At 73.5% G+C, this 15965-nt stretch carries 14 protein-coding genes and 1 pseudogene; 6 read left to right on the top strand and 9 right to left on the bottom strand.

The window, feature by feature from the left end; all coding sequences use genetic code 11:
- Positions 1 to 13: 13 nt before the first annotated feature.
- Both EMA17_RS39755 and EMA17_RS39750 read right to left on the bottom strand, forming a co-directional pair.
- Positions 14 to 2389 (bottom strand): thiamine pyrophosphate-binding protein, encoded by a 2376-nt coding sequence (locus tag EMA17_RS39755; protein WP_126642102.1) that lies wholly within the window; start codon positions 2387 to 2389, stop codon positions 14 to 16.
- A gap of 171 nt (positions 2390 to 2560) precedes the next feature.
- On the bottom strand, positions 2561 to 2989 hold the full coding sequence (locus tag EMA17_RS39750) for an SRPBCC family protein (protein WP_126642101.1): 429 nt from the start codon (positions 2987 to 2989) through the stop codon (positions 2561 to 2563).
- Positions 2990 to 3249: 260 nt separating this feature from the next.
- On the opposite strand from EMA17_RS39750, the gene EMA17_RS39745 reads away from it, so the two are divergent.
- From EMA17_RS39745 to lysA, 4 genes are all read left to right on the top strand, one after another.
- Positions 3250 to 4209, top strand: a complete 960-nt coding sequence (locus EMA17_RS39745; RefSeq protein WP_126642100.1) for a M48 family metalloprotease — start codon at positions 3250 to 3252, stop codon at positions 4207 to 4209.
- 57 nt (positions 4210 to 4266) lie between these two features.
- Positions 4267 to 5079 (top strand): aldose epimerase family protein, encoded by an 813-nt coding sequence (locus EMA17_RS39740; RefSeq protein ID WP_126642099.1) that lies wholly within the window; start codon positions 4267 to 4269, stop codon positions 5077 to 5079.
- 164 nt (positions 5080 to 5243) lie between these two features.
- Positions 5244 to 5990 carry an SAV_915 family protein gene (locus EMA17_RS53040; RefSeq protein ID WP_174861504.1) on the top strand — a complete coding sequence of 249 codons (747 nt, stop codon included), beginning with the start codon at positions 5244 to 5246 and terminating at the stop codon, positions 5988 to 5990.
- Between the two features lie 37 nt (positions 5991 to 6027).
- Complete coding sequence (gene lysA / locus EMA17_RS39730; RefSeq protein ID WP_126642098.1) at positions 6028 to 7347, top strand: diaminopimelate decarboxylase; 1320 nt, start codon at positions 6028 to 6030, stop codon at positions 7345 to 7347.
- Here lysA and EMA17_RS53035 read toward each other — a convergent pair.
- From EMA17_RS53035 to EMA17_RS39715, 4 genes and pseudogenes are all read right to left on the bottom strand, one after another.
- Positions 7236 to 7706, bottom strand: a complete 471-nt coding sequence (locus EMA17_RS53035; RefSeq protein WP_174861503.1) for an imine reductase family protein — start codon at positions 7704 to 7706, stop codon at positions 7236 to 7238. The genes lysA and EMA17_RS53035 overlap by 112 nt on opposite strands.
- Positions 7707 to 8022: 316 nt before the next feature.
- A pseudogene (locus EMA17_RS56150) lies at positions 8023 to 8070 on the bottom strand (hypothetical protein); the annotation flags it as partial.
- 154 nt (positions 8071 to 8224) lie between these two features.
- Positions 8225 to 8926, bottom strand: a complete 702-nt coding sequence (locus EMA17_RS39720; protein ID WP_246127202.1) for a Type 1 glutamine amidotransferase-like domain-containing protein — start codon at positions 8924 to 8926, stop codon at positions 8225 to 8227.
- A gap of 74 nt (positions 8927 to 9000) precedes the next feature.
- Positions 9001 to 9717 carry a DNA alkylation repair protein gene (locus tag EMA17_RS39715; protein ID WP_160161729.1) on the bottom strand — a complete coding sequence of 239 codons (717 nt, stop codon included), beginning with the start codon at positions 9715 to 9717 and terminating at the stop codon, positions 9001 to 9003.
- 193 nt (positions 9718 to 9910) lie between these two features.
- On the opposite strand from EMA17_RS39715, the gene EMA17_RS39710 reads away from it, so the two are divergent.
- On the top strand, positions 9911 to 10891 hold the full coding sequence (locus EMA17_RS39710; protein WP_126642096.1) for a zinc-binding dehydrogenase: 981 nt from the start codon (positions 9911 to 9913) through the stop codon (positions 10889 to 10891).
- A gap of 127 nt (positions 10892 to 11018) precedes the next feature.
- Here the strand turns inward: EMA17_RS39710 and EMA17_RS39705 are convergent, their stop codons facing one another.
- Entirely contained in the window at positions 11019 to 12245 is a 1227-nt protein-coding gene (locus EMA17_RS39705) for an FAD-dependent monooxygenase (protein WP_126642095.1), read from the bottom strand.
- Between the two features lie 156 nt (positions 12246 to 12401).
- Between EMA17_RS39705 and EMA17_RS39700 the strand changes: the two genes are divergently transcribed.
- Entirely contained in the window at positions 12402 to 13397 is a 996-nt protein-coding gene (locus EMA17_RS39700; protein ID WP_126642094.1) for a DUF5996 family protein, read from the top strand.
- A 49-nt stretch (positions 13398 to 13446) separates the two neighbouring features.
- Here the strand turns inward: EMA17_RS39700 and EMA17_RS39695 are convergent, their stop codons facing one another.
- Together EMA17_RS39695 and EMA17_RS39690 are read right to left on the bottom strand one after the other, a co-directional pair.
- The gene (locus tag EMA17_RS39695; protein WP_126642093.1) at positions 13447 to 14925 is read right to left on the bottom strand and encodes an amino acid permease; all 1479 of its coding nucleotides are present in this window, start codon (positions 14923 to 14925) and stop codon (positions 13447 to 13449) included.
- 125 nt (positions 14926 to 15050) lie between these two features.
- Positions 15051 to 15833 (bottom strand): enoyl-CoA hydratase/isomerase family protein, encoded by a 783-nt coding sequence (locus EMA17_RS39690; protein WP_126642092.1) that lies wholly within the window; start codon positions 15831 to 15833, stop codon positions 15051 to 15053.
- Between the last annotated feature and the right edge of the window lie 132 nt (positions 15834 to 15965).

The following is a 15965-nucleotide window of genomic DNA, read 5'->3' as shown; positions in this document are numbered from 1 at the left end:
CCGGCGGAGGTGCTCAGGCCAGGGACAGCGCGGCCAGCGCCGCGTTGACGATCGAGCCCGGCAGGAGGTCGTGCAGTTCGTACAGGTCCTCGATCCGGCCGGTCTGGCCGAACTGGTCCACACCCAGCGGTACACACGGCACGCCCAGCGCCGAGCCGAGCCAGGCCAGGGTGTGCGAGGACGAGTCGTGCACGGTGACCACCGGCGCGCGGTACGGGAACGCGGTACGCAGCGCGCCGGGCGCGGACGGCGTGGTCGCGGTGCGCACCCCCTGGCGCAGCGTGCGCTGCCAGGCGGCGTAGAGCCGGTCCGCCGAGGTGATGTCCACGACGTGCGCGGCGATGCCCTCGTCGCGCAGCTCGTGGGCGGCGGTCAGCACCTCGGGCAACACCGCGCCGGACGCGGCCAGGTACACGCTCGGCGCCCCGGGCAGGTCGGGCGCCTCCAGGAGCCGGTAGCCGCCCGCGAGCACCTGGCGGCGCAACACCGCGTCGCCCAGCCGGGTCCGGGCGGCCTCGAACGGCGCCTGGTCGATCGGCCGGGTGGTGAGCCGGAAGTAGTAGGCGCCGTTGTCCGGTTCGACCCCGTGGTCCGGGCCGCCCGCGATCCGCCCCACCGCGTCGCACAGCAGCCAGTCGAGGGCGGAGCCGTAGGCGGGCTCGATCAGCGTGGTGCCGGGCAGCTCCAGGCCGATCGAGGCGGTGATGGTGGACTGGTGCGCGCCGCCCTCGGGGGCCAGGGTGACCCCGGAGGGGGTGCCGGCCACGATGAAGCGCGAGCCGGAGTAGACGGCGTGGATGAACGCGTCCAAGCCGCGGCAGACGAACGGGTCGTAGACCGTACCGATCGGGATCAGCGGCTGGCCGGACAGGTCGCCCGCCAGGCCGAGCTGTTCGAGCAGCAGGAACAGGTTCATCTCGGAGATGCCCAGTTCGATGTGCTGCCCGCTCGGGCCCTCGATCCACTTCAGCGCGCCGTCGCCGGACCAGGCCCGGCGCTCGGTGGGGGAGAACACCCCGGTGCGGTTGATGAAGCCGGCCAGGTTGGTCGAGGTGGCCACGTCGGGGGCGGTGGTGACCAGGTACGGCGCGAGCGCCGGATCGCGGGACAGGTCGACCAGGACCCGGCCGAAGGTCTCCTGGGTGGACACCGGCTTGCCCATGCGCTGATTCGTCGAGGCGGCGACCGGGACGCCCAGCGGGCCCGGCTTGGGCGCGCGGGCCAGGTGCTCGCGGCGCTGCCCGGCCAGGATGCCCTCGGGCGTGGCGGCGTCGAAGCGGTCCCACTCGGTGCGCTCGCTCAGGCCGAACTCCGCGCGCAGGGCCGCGACCTGCTCGGTGGTCAGCAGCGCGGAGTGGTTGCGGGGGTTGCCCGCGAGCGGCAGGCCCCAGCCCTTGACCGTGTAGGCGAAGACCACGCTGGGCCGGTCGGTGACCGCGTCGCAGCGCCGGTAGGCGTCGAGCAGCGCCGCGATGTCGTGCCCGCCGAGGTCGGTGACCAGCGTGTGCAGCTCGGCGTCCGGCACGTCGGCGACGGTGTCCGCGACGTCGGCCGGCGCGCCGTCCAGGAAGTGCGCGCGCACGTCCGCGTCGGCGAGGCCGAACAGCGCCTGGTACTGCTCGTTGGGCATCGCGTCCAGCCAGGCCCGCAGCGCCGCGCCGCCGGGCCGGTCGAACGCGGCCTGGAGCCGGCGTCCGTACTTGACCTCCACCACATGCCAGCCGGCCGCCTCGAACTGGCCGCGCCACTGGTCGATCCGGACCCCGGGGACCACCCGGTCGAGCGACTGCCGGTTGAAGTCGACCAGCCACATCACGTTGCCCAAACCCTGGCCGGCCGGGTCGGCGATGGCCTCCCAGATGTTGCCCTCGTCCAGCTCGGCGTCGCCGAGCAGCGCGACGAAGCGGGAGGCGGGGCGCGCGCCGAAGTGCGCGTCGACGTAGCGGCGGGCGGCCGCGCCGAACAGCGGCGCCGCCGCGCCCAGACCGACCGAGCCGGTGGAGAAGTCCACCCATTCGCGGTCCGGGTCCTTGGTCCGGGAGGGGTACGACTGGAGGCCGCCCTTGGCGCGCAGCGTGGTCAGGTAGGACCGGTCCAGGTTGCCGAGGAGGTACTGGATCGCGTGGAAGACCGGCGAGGCGTGCGGCTTGACGCTGATCCGGTCGGGGCCGTCGAGGTGGGCGAACCACAGCGCGGTCATCGCCGAGACCAGCGACGCGGAGGACGCCTGGTGGCCGCCGACCTTGATGCCGTCGGCGTTCGGCCGGTCGTGGTTGGCCGAGTCGACGATGCGCGTCGCGAGCCACAGGACGCGGCGCTGGACGGCTTCGAGGACGGACAGGTCGATGCCGAGAGCGGACGCGGCGTGGTCCGTGTCGCTGCGGTGCATGGTCACCTCAAGATCGGTCGGGGTGGCCGAAGCATACGGCGATCGTCTCACCATGCGATACGCGCGCCGGGGCGGCGGGTGGGCGCGACCGGACCGCCGGCCGCCCGGCGACCGGGGTCGGGGCGACCGGCACGGCCCTTCGCCCCGGCGTCCGCCGGGGCCGGACACACGCTAGGCGAAGCGCTCCCGGAGTGCGGCCAGGCCCGCTCCGTACGTGCCCTCGGCGAAGACCGCGTCCACCGTCTCCACCACGTCCGGCTCGCCCTCGTAGGTCGCCGACCAGACCACCTCGCCGCCGTCCGCGTGCGGGTGCACGGCCAGCGTGCCGACGTAGTCCGTCACAGCCAGCGGTACCTGGATCAACCGGTAGCTCATCCGGTGCGCGGCGTCGTCGTGGCTGAGCAGTTCCTCGCGCGAGAGCACCTCGCCGTCGATCGCGAACGCCCGTACCGCGCCCGGGGTGTTGGCGTCGCCGCCGCCCTCGATCGTGCTCGGCGGCACCACCGGGTGCCAGTCGCCCAGGGCGCCGAAGTCGCCGATCACCGCCCAGATCTCGTCCGGTGTGGCGGCGATCACAGCGGAACGCGAAAACTCGTGCATGAACGAACTCCTGTCGGTTCGGAATTACGCGCGTGGAGGTGCGACGATGCAATTCGGCGCGCTTTCGGACGCGGTTTCGGCCACGATTCGATCCGGGTCCGTGGCGGGTCCGCAATACCACCGGGTGGTTGGTGTCGACCGAATAAATCACCCGCCCGATGTGGCCTGTCTCCTGGACGCGGAAACCACTTGGCGCCTAGAACCGTTGCAGGGCCGGACGGGTCACCGAACGGACGAGGCCGGAAAGGGGCGGCGGGGACGTGTTGTACGGACTTGTGCTGACGGCTTTCGCGGCGGCCATCCTGGTGACCGCCCCGCGCGTACTGCGCCGGGCCGAGCGCAGCGGCTTCAGCCCCCGACACGTGCAGCGTGCCTGGCGGGCCGCCGCGGGCGGGGTGCTCGCCTCGTTCGCGCTCGCCGTCCCCGTCTACACCCCCGACCTGTGGCAGGCGCCCATGCGCGCGGCCGGATTCGACCCGCGGATCGGCATGCCGCACGTGCCGCTGCCCGCGCAGATCACCGTCGCGATCCTCGCGCTGCTGCTCGTGGCGTTCGGCTGGCATCGGGGCGCGGGCGCGACGCGCGACTATCGGCGCGCGCTGCGGGTGCAGCTGGACCGACTGGAGAACTCGGCACCGCTGCTCGACGAGGAGGACGGCGGCCGGCCGCGCCTGGTGATCGTCGAGGACGAGGCGCCGCGCCTGGTGCTGCTGCCGTCCCGGCCGCCGCGCGTGGAGGCCACCACGCGGGCGTTGGACCTGCTGCGCCCCGAGGAGTTGAACGCGGTCCTGACCCACATGGCCGGGCACCTGCGCCGGCGCGACGCGCAGTGGATGGTCTGCGCCGACACGTTGGCCGACGCGTACCCGGGGGTGCGCTTCTTCGCCGAATGGGCCGATCACGCGGCCGAGCTGTCGGAGAAGGCCGCCGACGCCGACGTGCGCGGGTCCATCGCGCGGGCCAATCTGCGCCGGGCCATCGTCAAGCTGTCCGGGCCGGGCCAGGCGGGCGGGCCGTTCTGCCCGTGCTTCGCCTGGCCGCAGCAGCGCCAGGAGGAGCTGATCGTGCATCAGACGCACGCCGCGGCACACCCCGAGGTGGCCGTCGCGGGTGTCCGGGTGGGCGCTCCGGTCGCGTCGGCGGGGTTGCGGGTGCTCACGGCGGCGGCGCTGCTCGTACCGTCGGTGATCGTGTTGTCGCCGCACTTCCTGTACATCTGAGGCCGGCGCCCGGGCGGGCGGGGTGGGGTCGGCGCCGCTGCGCGTAATCTGCCGACCATGATCGACGGCGAAGTGTGGTTGCGTTCCGAAGGCGCCGAGGCGCGGATTCTGCCGGACGCCGGGTGTCGGCTCGGCTCGCTGCGGGCGCGTGGGCTCGAACTGCTGCGGACCGAGGGGGAGCGGCCCGAGGAATGGGGCAGCTATCCGATGGTGCCGTGGGTGGGCCGGATGGGCGGGGCCCGGTTCGAATTCGCCGGCGCGGTCCACGAGTTCCCCGCCGACGCGCCTCCGCACGCGCTGCACGGGCTCGGCTACCGGGCGGCGTGGAAGCAGGTCGCCGGGGACGCCGGGTCGGCGGCCTTCGAGCTCGCGCTGGCCGATCCGTGGCCGTTCGCGGGACGGGTCGAGCAGACCTTCACGATCCGGCCCGACGGGCTGACCACGGTGCTGCGGATCGAGTCCGACGCGGAGGCGTTTCCGGCCCAGGCCGGTTGGCATCCGTGGTTTCGGCGACGGTTGGCGGTCGGCGAGCCGCTGGAGTTGTCCTTCGAGCCCGCCTGGCAGGAGGAGCGCGGCCCGGATCACCTGCCCACCGGCCGGCGGATACCGGTCGCCCCGGGGCCCCGGGACGACTGCTACGGAACCCCCGGCGGCCTGGACGCGACACTGCTCTGGCCGGGCGCGCTGCGGTTGCGGATGACGTCGGACTGCGCATACACGGTGGTGTACGACATGCCCGTGGACCACGTGTGCGTGGAGCCGGAGACCGGCCCGCCGAACGGGCTGACCGCGCCCGCCACCCACCTGGTCCGCCCGGGGGAGCCGCTGATCGCCACGACGACCTGGACGTGGACCTCCGTCGGGGCGTGAGGGGGCGCCGGCGGGCGTCCTGTGTCAACGGGGCGTCAACATGGGCGCATCGATGATCAAGGGTGCGGTAGGGGCGGGGTTGCCCGGTATGCGGTGGTCGTAGCGTCGGATTCAGGGCCCGCGAATGGTGGCGGGGCCGGACTTCGGAGGCTGTCGTGTCGGACGTGTTGATCACCGATGAGGAACCTGCTGCTACGACCACCGCTCGGCGCGTGTTGATCGTGCCGGTGCGGGCCGATGCCGGGGCTCGGGTGGTGCGGTTGTGCCGCGACCCCCTGGGCGCCCGGGTCCTGGTGGCCTTCACCTCGGTGGCGCGGCTGCGGGCGGTGTTGGGCGTCGAGCAGGAGTGGATCCGACTCGGCGCCGGCGCGGCCCGCTCGCTCGCGGACGAGATCGGCGTCGAGCGGATGCTGGTCGACCCGGGCCTGTCCGCGCCGCCGGTGCACCGGGCGTGGGGCGAGGCGGGGCAGGCGGCCGAGGAGAGCGGGCCGGATGCCCGGGCCGTGCCGGCCGCCGGGGTCGCCGAGGCCGCTCCGGTCGCGGGCGACGCGCGGGTCGCCCGGGCCGTGCCGGTCGCGCCCGCCCCGTATGTCGCGCAGATCGCCCGGGTCGCCCGGGCCGCCGAGGTCGCCCGGGGCGGCGGGCCGGACCGGGTCGCCGACGTGGAGTGCGGCCACTCGGTGACGCCGCTCGCGCCGACGCGGCCCGGGGCGGTGAAGTCCGGTTCGAGGACGCTTCGTTCGCGGAGCGATGGGGGCGGTCCGCGTACGGCCGCGACGGTTTCCACGTCGGCGTCGGCCGTCTCCGTGTCGGCTCCGGGCGCGGGGACCTGGGATCCGCAGGCGCTCGGCGTGTTGCGGGTGATCCTGGTCGTCGCGGTGTTGTCCGTCGTGTTTTCCCTCTTCGCCTGATCCTTCGCCACCCATGTACGCGCACAAGGGAGTTGCCATGTCCATATCGCTTGCCGAGCCGATCCTCGACGCGGGCGTGTGGCCTCGTTCGACGCGGGCGCGAGGGGCGGATCTCGCGGTCGGCGGGTTGCCCGCGGCCGAACTCGCCGAGCGATTCGGGACGCCGCTGTACCTGCTGGACGAACAGCACGTGCGGGACACCTGCCGGGCCTATCGCCGCGCGCTGCCCGGCGTCGAGATCGCCTACGCGGCCAAGGCGTTCCTGTGCCGCGGCGTGGTCGCCTGGCTGCGCGAGGAGGGCTTCGGGCTCGACGTCTGCTCCGCCGGGGAGTTGGAGCTGGCCGCCCTCGCCGGGATGCCCGGGGAGCGGATCATCCTGCACGGCAACGCCAAGTCCGGTGACGAACTGCGCGCCGCGCTGCGCCTGGGCGTGGGGCGGATCGTGCTGGACAACCCGGTCGAGATCGCCCGCTTGGCCGCGCTGGTGGCGCCCCGGCAGCGGCAGCGGGTGATGGTGCGCGTGGTGCCCGGGATCGAGGCCGGCGCGCACCATGCGATCCGCACCGGCGGCGAGGACCAGAAGTTCGGCCTGTCCATCGCCCGGGGCGACGCCGAGGACGCGGTGCTGCGGGCGGTGGCCCAGCCGCACCTCGAACTCACCGGCCTGCACTGCCACCTGGGTTCGCAGATCGGCTCGGTACGACCCTGGCTGGCGGCCATCGGCACGCTCACCGCGTTCCTGGCCGGGCTGCGCGACCGGCACGGGATCGTACTGCCCGAGCTGAACCTGGGCGGTGGCCACGGAATCGCCTACCGGAGCGGCGAACACCCACTGGACATCGAGTCGTTCGCGACCGACGTGCGCCGCCGGCTGGCCCGGCAGTGCGCGCTGTACGAACTGCCCGTGCCGCGCCTGATCGTCGAGCCGGGCCGGGCGATCACCGGGCCGGCCGGGGTGGCGCTGTACCGCGTGCTGGTGGTCAAGCGCACCGCGCACCGGGTGTTCGTCGCGGTGGACGGCGGCATGGCGGACAATCCCCGGCCGGCCCTGTACGGCGCGCGTACCACCGTGCGCCTGGTCGGCCGGGCCGGCGCGCCCGGCACCCGGCGGGTCACCGTGGTGGGTCGCTACTGCGAGTCGGGCGACGTGTTGGCCGCCGATGTCGAACTGCCCGAGGACGTGCGTCCGGGCGACCTGCTCGCGATGCCGGCCGCCGGGGCGTACCAGCAGTCCATGGCCTCGACCTACAACCTGGTCGGCCGCCCGCCGGTGGTGGCCGTCCGTGACGGCCGGGCCCGCGTCCTGCTGCGCCGCGAGGGCATCGCCGACCTGCTCGCCCGCGACGTCGCCGAGTAGGCCGGCGCGACGGCTCGTAGACCTCGAGCCGGGTTTCGGATCGCCTCGATCGTGCTCGCGAAGTCGTCGGCGCCGTGGCCTCGGGAGATCGCCCGGCCGACCACCGAGGCGACCGCTTCGAGCACGCCGACGTCGAGGCCACGCGACGTCGCGGCGTCGACGGCGTGTTCGATGCCGGTCGCCTCGATCGCCGGGTTGCCCTGGTCCCCGGGGTACTCGCCCGCGTCGATCGCGCCGGCCACCCGGGTCCTGATGTCGGGCAGGATGCCGAGCATGCCCCGGGCGAACGGCAGGAACTCGCCCGCCGACACCCGATCGGCGCCGACCGGCGCGAAGAAGTGCGCCAGGCCGGCCATCATGGTGTGGAAGAAGGCCGTGATCCCCGCCCAGGAACGAGGAGTTCGGGCCGAGTACGCGCAGCGTCGCCGCGTGCTCGTCGTACCCGGCCCGCGTCCCGCCGTACAGCGGGAAGCCGCCCGGGGTACCCACGACGGAGGTCGGCACCATGGCCGCGCCGTCGAGATGGGGGACGCCCACGCCCGCGGCCCACGGGGCGGTGTGCCGGGGCCGCTCGGGGGTGTCCGAGGTCAGGTCTACCAGCGTGCGGCCCGCCCACACGTCGGCGCCGCGCCCGACCGGGGGATCGGCGCGGGCGGGGGAGCGGTTGCGGACGGTGACCGCGTGCCCGGCGCTCGGCAGCGCGCCGGCGAGCGCGGTGCCCATCGCACCGAAGCCGAGGACGGTCGCGGGCGTGGCGGTCTCGTTCCAGGGCGGTGACGGGAGCGCGCGGTGAGACCGTCCGAGGACCGTGGTCACCGCCCCGGGAAGCTCGCCGCGCGTTCCCGATGGTGCTTCGACACCTGCTGCCGCGGCCGGGTCAGAGCCCGACCATCGGCAACTCCGACTCCCGGACGCCGCTCGGACCCGCCTCGATGCGGTACGCCCGCGCCTTCGGGAGTTCGGCCACGAACCGGTGCGGCTCACCGTCGACGAGGTGGATCGCCGCGCCGTCGTCCAGCGCGTAGCCGGGTGCGAGGGTGCCCGCCGCCACGGCCGCGTGGTAGGCCGGACGGCGGCCGGGCTCGCCGTCGTAGTGCGGACACACGCTGCCCCGGGCCCAGCCGAGTCCGTCCGCGAGCGGGCGCAGCCGAGGTCCGTAGGAGTCGGTGATCCCGCCCTCGAACCAGCACAGCGCGCCCGCGCTCAACCCGCACACCACCAGGTCGCGCCGGGCGGCCCGGGCGGAGAGCGCGGCGTCGAGACCGTGCAGGCGCCACAGCGCGAGCAGGTTGAGGGTGGAGCCGCCGCCCACGTAGATCACGTCCGACTCGGCCAGGACGTCGGCGAGTTCGGCGTCGGTGCGCTTGAACAGGCTCAGGTGGTCGACCGAACAGTCCCACGAGGCGAACGCGCCGCGAAATCGCTCGACGTAGCTGTCGGCGTCACCGGAGGCGGTCGGGACGAAGCACACGTTGGGGCGGGGGCGGCCGGTCAGGTCGAGGACGTAGCGGTCGAGCGCCGTCGCCCCGTCGTTCATCGAGAATCCGCCGCCGCCCATGGCCACCAGGTGTGTCGTCATCGGCTCATCCTGCCGGGTGCGCATCGCCCGCGACGAGGCATTTTCGCCGGTGTGGGCAGGGAGCCGAGCGCCGATCACCCGGCCCGCAGCCGGGCGGCGTCCGCCTCGGGGAGCCGGCGCACCGCCTCGCGGAACGTCACCCCGGACATCCGGGACCGGTGCGCCTCGGTCCACGCGATCACGTAGGCCGGATCCCGCCTGGAGATCTCCCGAAGCACCCAGCCGATCGCCTTCCGGACGAAGAACTCCTTCTCCTCCAGCATCGAATCCGCGTAGCGGTCGAACCGGACGGCGTCGGGCGCGCCGGCCCGGATCCCGGGCAGCAGCGCGAGCAGCGCCGAGCGGCGGAGCCAGAAGTCGGCGTCGCCGGCCCAGGCGTCGGCGGTGCCGAAATCGGCGGGCGCACGGCCCATCAGCGGGCCCGCGACCTTCTCCGCGAGCATGTCCACGTACACCCAGCCGGCCGCCTCCCGGATCAGCCGCTCGATCAGCGGCAGGTCGGCGCGGGTGAGCACCCGCAGCCGGATCCGTAGCAGTTCGATCGCCGCGAAGCGGCTCTCGTGCAGCCGCCGGGACCACAACACCTCGATCCAGGCGAGCAGTTCGGGCCGGGTCGGCGCGGGCCGGGCACGCGTCGCGGCGGTCACCGTCTTGCGCAGCACCGGGACCGTGACGCCGAGGAAGTCGAGATCGCTCTTGAGATACGCCTTCTCGGCCACGGCGCGCGCCGGTGTGCCGAGGGCGGCGAGATCGGCGAGCAGGACCGCGGTGGCTTCGTCGGGATCGAACATGGGCCCACCGTAGGTGGTGTGGGTCACGGTGCGCGGGGGCGCGAGGCGGGTCGGTCCGCTTGACATGAAGTCGACTTGAAGTTCGAGAATTCTCGCGTCGCGATCGGGGCGCTCGCGCTCCGGTCCGGTCTCCGTCGGCCCCGCCACAGCCGGACCGTCCCGGACGGTCCGTCACCAAACCCAGGAGTGCACGATGCGCGCGATGCGATTGAACGAGTTCGGTCCGGCCGAGAACCTGCGTTCCGAAGAGGTGGCGACGCCGGAGCCGGGCCCCGGCGAGGTGCGCATCGCGGTCGCCGCGGCCGGGGTGCACCTGGTCGACGTGATGCTGCGCACGGGGCGGGTGGAAGGACCCTTCCCGGAGCCGGAGTTGCCCACCACGCTCGGGCGCGAGGTGGCCGGCACGGTGGACGCGGTCGGCGTCGGGGTGGATCCGACCCTGGTCGGGCGCCGCGTGACGGCGCACCTGGGCAACCGGGGCGGCGGCTACGCGGAGTTCGCGATCGTCGACGACCAGGCGCTGCTGCCCCTGCCCGACGACCTCCGGGCCGAGATCGCGGTGGCGATGGTCGGCACTGGGCGCACCGCGATGGGCATCCTGGAGGTGGCCGCGATCGGGCCCGAGGACGTGGTGCTGGTCACCGCCGCGGCGGGCGGCCTCGGCACCCTGCTGGTCCAGGCGGCGCACCGGCTCGGCGCGGTGGTGATCGGGGCGGCCGGCGGGCCGGCCAAGGTCGAGGCGGTGGCGAAGGCCGGCGTCGACCTCGCGGTGGACTACAACGCCGCCGACTGGGCCGACCGGGTGCGCGAGGGCTTCGGCGCCGGGCCGGTGACGGTGCTGCTGGAGAGCGTCGGCGGCGAGATCGGCCGCACCGGGCTCGACCTGGTCCGCCGAGGCGGTCGCGTGGTGACCTACGGTTGGTCCTCGGGCGCGGCCGTCGCCGACCTGGACGAGGTCGCCGCGGCGGCCGGGGTGGGCGTGGAGAACCCGCTGGGCCCGCGCATGATGAACCGTCCGGGCGGCATCAAGGCCCTCGCCGAGCGGGCCCTGGCCGCCGCCGCGGCGGGTGAGCTCGTCCCGGCGGTCACCACGTTCCCGCTGGCCGAGGCCGCCGCCGCGCACACCGCGCTGAGCGAGCGGCGGACGGTCGGGAAGGTCGTCCTGATCCCCTGACGCCGCGCGATCGTCGCACGGCCGACCCCGGGCGCGGGTCCGCCGACGCCGACGACGGCCCATCGGCCGCGCCTCGCCGCCGGCCCGCCGTTCCACGATCGAGCGGCGGGCCGGCGCGACTGTCGGGTCAGCTCGACGCGTCCCGGTTGTCCGCGCCGATCTCCCGCTCCAGCGCCGCGAGTTCCGCCTGCTCGTGCGGCGGGATCACCTCGTCGAGGTCGGCGAATCCCTCGGGCTCCCGCTCGTGCGCGAGCGCGAGCATGATGCCCGGACCGGGTGCGCGATTCGCCGCCTGGAGCGCCGTCGTCGCCGGTCGGCGCTGCTCCTCGTACCGGGCGAGCGCGTCGATCGGGTCCGCGTGTGCGGCCAGTTCGTGCGCGAGTACCGCCGCGTCCAGGATCGCCTGCGCCGCGCCGTGGGAACCCCTGGGGAAGGTCGCGTGCGCGGCGTCGCCGAGCAGGGTCACCCGCCCGTCCGACCAACTCGGCAGCGGCTCGCGGTCGATCAGCGGGTACTCGTACGCCACGTCCGCGTCGGCGATCACCGCCGGCACGTCCAGCCAGTCGAACTCCCAGTCGGCGAAATAGCCCACCACCGTGTCCGGTTCGGCCGGCCGCTGCCAGTCGCCGCGCTCGGGCGGCGGCCCGGCCGACGGGCGCTCGGCGACCCAGTTCAGCAGCGCGGGCCGGTCGCCCTCGGCCGCCCGCAGCGGGTGCGCGACGAAGGTCTGCACGCCGTCCCCGGCGACGATCATGGTGTGGCCGGTGAGCAGGTCCGGCGCGGGCGAGATCCCGCGCCACTGCACCCGACCGTGCCAGGACGGCGGCCCCTCGCCCGGATACATCAGCGCGCGCCCGGCCGAGTCGATCCCGTCGGCCGCGATCAGCACGTCGGCCTCGTCGGTGACGATGTTCCCGTCCCCGTCGGTCAGTTCGACCGTGACCCCGGCCGCGGTCTGCGCGTATCCGCTCAGCCGCAGGCCGGTGCGCAGCGACTCGGCGCCCAGCCAGGCCAGTTGGGCGCGCACCAGGAGCATCTGCAACTCGCCCCGATGCACCGACAGGTGTGGCCAGGCGTAGTTGGCGGCCAGGCCGCGCGGCTCGGTGTGGATCCGGTCGCCGAGGCGGTTGTGGTGGACCAGCTCGGTGGTGGCCACCGAGATCTCGGCGAGGTCGTCGTACAGGCCCAGCACGGCCAGTTCGCGAACGGCGGGCGGCGGCAGGTCGATCCCGACCCCGTGCGGGCGGATCTCCTCGACCGCCTCGTACACGGTCACGTCGGCGATACCCGCCGCGTGCAGACTCAGAGCGGTGGCCAGCCCACCGATGCCGGCTCCGGCGACGACAACGCGCACGAGTGCCCCTGTACAGGTGGAAGGGATGTTGTCGCACGCAGGGTACGCGTCGACCGCACTCGTCCGTTCGGGGGGTGTGACACCGAACCGTGTTCACCGGCCCGGACGGCGGAACATAACGGGACGCAGGGGGTGTCGGGCGGCGAGAATCGACTCATGGCCATCGCTTCGAGCAACCGCGTGAATTCCGCCGGATCCCCCGAACCCCGTCCCGAGCTTCCCGAACTCCCTTATGCGGCGTGGGCGGACACTCTGGACACCCTGCACCTGTTCGCGCAGATCGTGGGCAAGGTGAAGCTGGCCGCGAGCCACCCGCAGAACCACTGGTGGAACATCACCTTCACGGTGGACGCCCGGGGGCTGACCACCCGCCGGTTGCGCGTGGCCGGGATCGCGTTCGACATCGCGTTCGACTTCATCGACCACCGCGTGGTCTTTCGCACCGAGCGCGGCGAGGTGCGCGAGATCGCCCTCGTGGACGGGCTGAGCGTGGCCGCGTTCGACCTCGCCGTACACGGCGTGCTCGCCGACCTCGGGATCGACGTACCGCTGCTGGAGAAGCCCTTCGGCGTGGCGCACCTGACCACGCCGTTTCGCGAGGACACCGGGCACGCCACCTATCGGGCCGAGTACGCGTCGCGGTTCTGGCGGATCCTGACCTGGTCGGCGGACGTGTTCGAGGAGTTCATGGGCTGGTTCGACGGCAAGAGTTCGCCGGTCCAGCTGTTCTGGCACTCCTTCGACCTCGCGCTCACCCGGTTCTCCGGCAAGCGGGTCGACCCGCCGGCGAGCGGGGTGGACCCGGTCACCGCCGAGGCGTACTCGCACGAGGTGATCTCGTTCGGCTTCTGGGCCGGGGATCCGGCCGTCACCTACCCCGCCTACTACTCGTACGCCGCGCCCAGGCCCGCCGGCGTCGAGCGGCAGCCGCTGTCCCCCCGCGAGGCGGTCTGGCTGCCGGACGGCTCGCGCTCCACGCTGGAGTACGACGTGGTCCGCCGGGCCGAGGACCCGCGCCGCACCCTGCTCGGCTACCTCCAGTCCAACTTCGCCGCGAGCGCGACCCTGGCCGGCTGGCCGACCGACGAACTGAGCTCCAACTGGTGCCCCAGCGGCGAGCAACTGCGCGCGTTGGCGCGAGCCGGCCTCTGAGCCGAGTCACGGGTCGCCTCGCGCCGCCTCGGCGGCGACTCGGGTCGCCTCAGAAGCGACTCTCGGCCCGCCTGCGCAGATCGCGCCGACGCGCCTCGCGGACCAGGGCGAAGCCGAGGACCACGGCCACCACCACGACCGAGGACAACAGCTGCGGCCGGGCGTCGGCGTCGAACAACATCAGGATCGACACGGCCGCGAGCGCGAGCATCACGAACCAGGTCAGATACGGGAAACCCCACATCCGGATGAGCAGCCGGTCCGGATCCTCCCGCTCCATCCGCCGGCGCAACACCAGTTGAGCGGCGGCGATGGCGAACCAGACGAAGAGCAACATCGCGCCGACCGAGTTCAGCAGGTGCTTGAACACCTGCTCGGGCCACCACACGTTGAGCAGCGCGGCGAGGAAGCCGAACGCCGAGGAGGCCAGCACCGCCGTCCGCGGCACCCCGTTGCCGGCCACCCGGGACAACCCGCGCGGGCCCTCGCCGCGCCGGGACAGCGAGAAGGCCATCCGGGACGCGCCGTACAACATCGAGTTCAGCGCGGACAGCAGCGCGGTGAACACCACGACGTCCATCACGTGGGCCGCGCCCGGGATGCCGATGTCCTCCAGGACGGACACGTACGGGCTGCCCAGCCGGTCCGAGTCCCACGGGAGCAGTGTGGCGATGACGGCCACCGAGCCGATGTAGAAGAGCAGGATGCGCCAGACCGCGGTGCGCACCGCGCGGGCCACGTTGCGGGCGGGGTCGTCCGACTCGGCGGCGGCGATGGTGACGATCTCCAGGCCGCCGAAGGAGAAGGCGACCGCGAGCAGCCCGGCGATCACCCCGTCCCAGCCGTTGGGCAGGAAGCCGCCGTTGCCGGTGAGGTTGTCGAGGCCCGGCGCGTCGGTGTCCGGCAGCCACCCCATGATGGCCAGCACGCCCAGTACCAGGAAGCCGACGATGGCCACGACCTTGACCGTCGCGAACCAGAACTCGCTCTCGCCGAACGAGCGCACCGTGAGCAGGTTCGCGCCGGTGAACACCAGCATGATCACCAGCGAGAACACCCAGATCGGTACGCCCGGCACCCACCCGTGCGCGATCGCCGCCGCTCCCGACGCCTCGACGGCGAGCACGATGGTGACCATCCACCAGTACAGCCAGCCGACGGTGAAGCCGGCCCACCGCCCGAACGCGGCGCCGGCGTACTCGGAGAACGAGCCGCTGCGGGGGACGGCCGCGGCCATCTCGCCGAGCATCCGCATCACGAGCAACACCAGCACCGAGGCCAGCGCGTAGGAGATCAGGATGCCGGGGCCGGCGGTGTGGATGCCGGCGCCGGTGCCGACGAACAGGCCCGCGCCGATCGCGCCGCCGAGCGCGAGCATGGTCATGTGGCGGGGCTTGAGGGCGTGGCCGAGGTGATGGGTACCGGCGGGGGCGGGGTGGGCCGGGGCGGGACCGGCCTTGCCCCGGGTGCCCGCGATGCCTGGGGTGCCCGAGGTGGCCGGGGTGTCCGGGGTGTCTGGGTTGCTCATGGGTGGCGCTGATCCTGGGGACGGGAACGGGCGTGCGGACGGTCAGTATGGCGCAGCCCACATCACTCCCGGCAAACCCGGACAACCTCGATGTTCGAGCGCCCGTCCCCGGCTCGGCGTCGCCCTCACGCCTCCCGGGCGTCGATCGCGGCGAAGTCGGGCTCGCGGCGCTCGGCGAAGGCGGTCAGCGCCTCCACGTTGGCGGGGCGGCCGAGCAGTCGGCCGAAGGCCGCGTCCTCGCGGCGGCGGGCCCGGTCGATCGTGTCCCCGAGGCCGTCCAGGACGGTGCGCTTGGCCTCGATCAGCGACGGGATCGACTTGGCGGCCAGGATCCGGGCATGCCGCATGGTCACCGCCATCAACTCGTCGGCCGGGCAGACCTTGAACACCAGACCCATCTCCAGGCACTCCGCCGCGCTCAGCCATTCGCTGCTCAGCAGTGCCCACATCGCGTTCTGCCGGCCGATCAGCCGCGGGAAGGTCACGCTGCTGCCCGCCTCCGGCGCGACCGCGAGCGAGGTGAACGGGCACTTGAGCCGGGCGGTGTCGGCCATGAAGGCGAGATCGGCGAAGCCCAGGACGGTCGCCCCGATGCCGAGCCCGAGTCCGTTGACCGCGACCAGGAACGGCTTGGGAAACGCCTGGACACGATCGACCATGCCGCCGAAGCCGTGTCGGCCCTTGACCTTGGTGCCGCTGTTGAGCTGCGCCATCTCGATCAGGTCGGTCCCCGCCGAGAAGGCCCGACCCGCGCCGGTGAGCACCACGACGGCCACCGCGGGGTCGGCGGCGGCGTCGATCAGCGCGTCGGCGGTCGCGTCGTACAGCGCCTCGTTGAACGCGTTCAGCGCCTCGGGGCGGTCGAGGGTGAGGGTCCGGACGCGGTCGGCGTCCTCGATCCGGATCACGGCTGCTCCTGGTGATGGGGGTCGGGTGGGTGCGGTCTCGGTTCGATGGACAGGAAACCTTACTTAGTTGACCGAGTCAAGGGTCGCGGCGATCGGGTGGTCGGGGCACTTCGAATGGGTCGGTTGTCCCGT

The organism is Embleya hyalina (assembly GCF_003967355.1).
Taxonomy (GTDB): domain Bacteria; phylum Actinomycetota; class Actinomycetes; order Streptomycetales; family Streptomycetaceae; genus Embleya; species Embleya hyalina.
The sequence above is the reverse complement of the archived record's forward strand: the minus strand, read 5'-3'. Positions and strand labels throughout refer to the sequence as shown.

Coding starts and splice junctions, on each gene's coding strand:
- EMA17_RS39750 (WP_126642101.1), bottom strand. CDS start 2,989: ATGCACGAGTTTTCGCGTTCCGCTGTGATCGCCGCCACACCGGACGAG.
- EMA17_RS39720 (WP_246127202.1), bottom strand. CDS start 8,926: ATGACGACACACCTGGTGGCCATGGGCGGCGGCGGATTCTCGATGAAC.
- lysA (WP_126642098.1), top strand. CDS start 6,028: ATGTCCATATCGCTTGCCGAGCCGATCCTCGACGCGGGCGTGTGGCCT.
- EMA17_RS53035 (WP_174861503.1), bottom strand. CDS start 7,706: ATGATGGCCGGCCTGGCGCACTTCTTCGCGCCGGTCGGCGCCGATCGG.
- EMA17_RS39700 (WP_126642094.1), top strand. CDS start 12,402: ATGGCCATCGCTTCGAGCAACCGCGTGAATTCCGCCGGATCCCCCGAA.
- EMA17_RS39695 (WP_126642093.1), bottom strand. CDS start 14,925: ATGAGCAACCCAGACACCCCGGACACCCCGGCCACCTCGGGCACCCCA.
- EMA17_RS39755 (WP_126642102.1), bottom strand. CDS start 2,389: ATGCACCGCAGCGACACGGACCACGCCGCGTCCGCTCTCGGCATCGAC.
- EMA17_RS39710 (WP_126642096.1), top strand. CDS start 9,911: ATGCGCGCGATGCGATTGAACGAGTTCGGTCCGGCCGAGAACCTGCGT.
- EMA17_RS39740 (WP_126642099.1), top strand. CDS start 4,267: ATGATCGACGGCGAAGTGTGGTTGCGTTCCGAAGGCGCCGAGGCGCGG.
- EMA17_RS39715 (WP_160161729.1), bottom strand. CDS start 9,717: ATGTTCGATCCCGACGAAGCCACCGCGGTCCTGCTCGCCGATCTCGCC.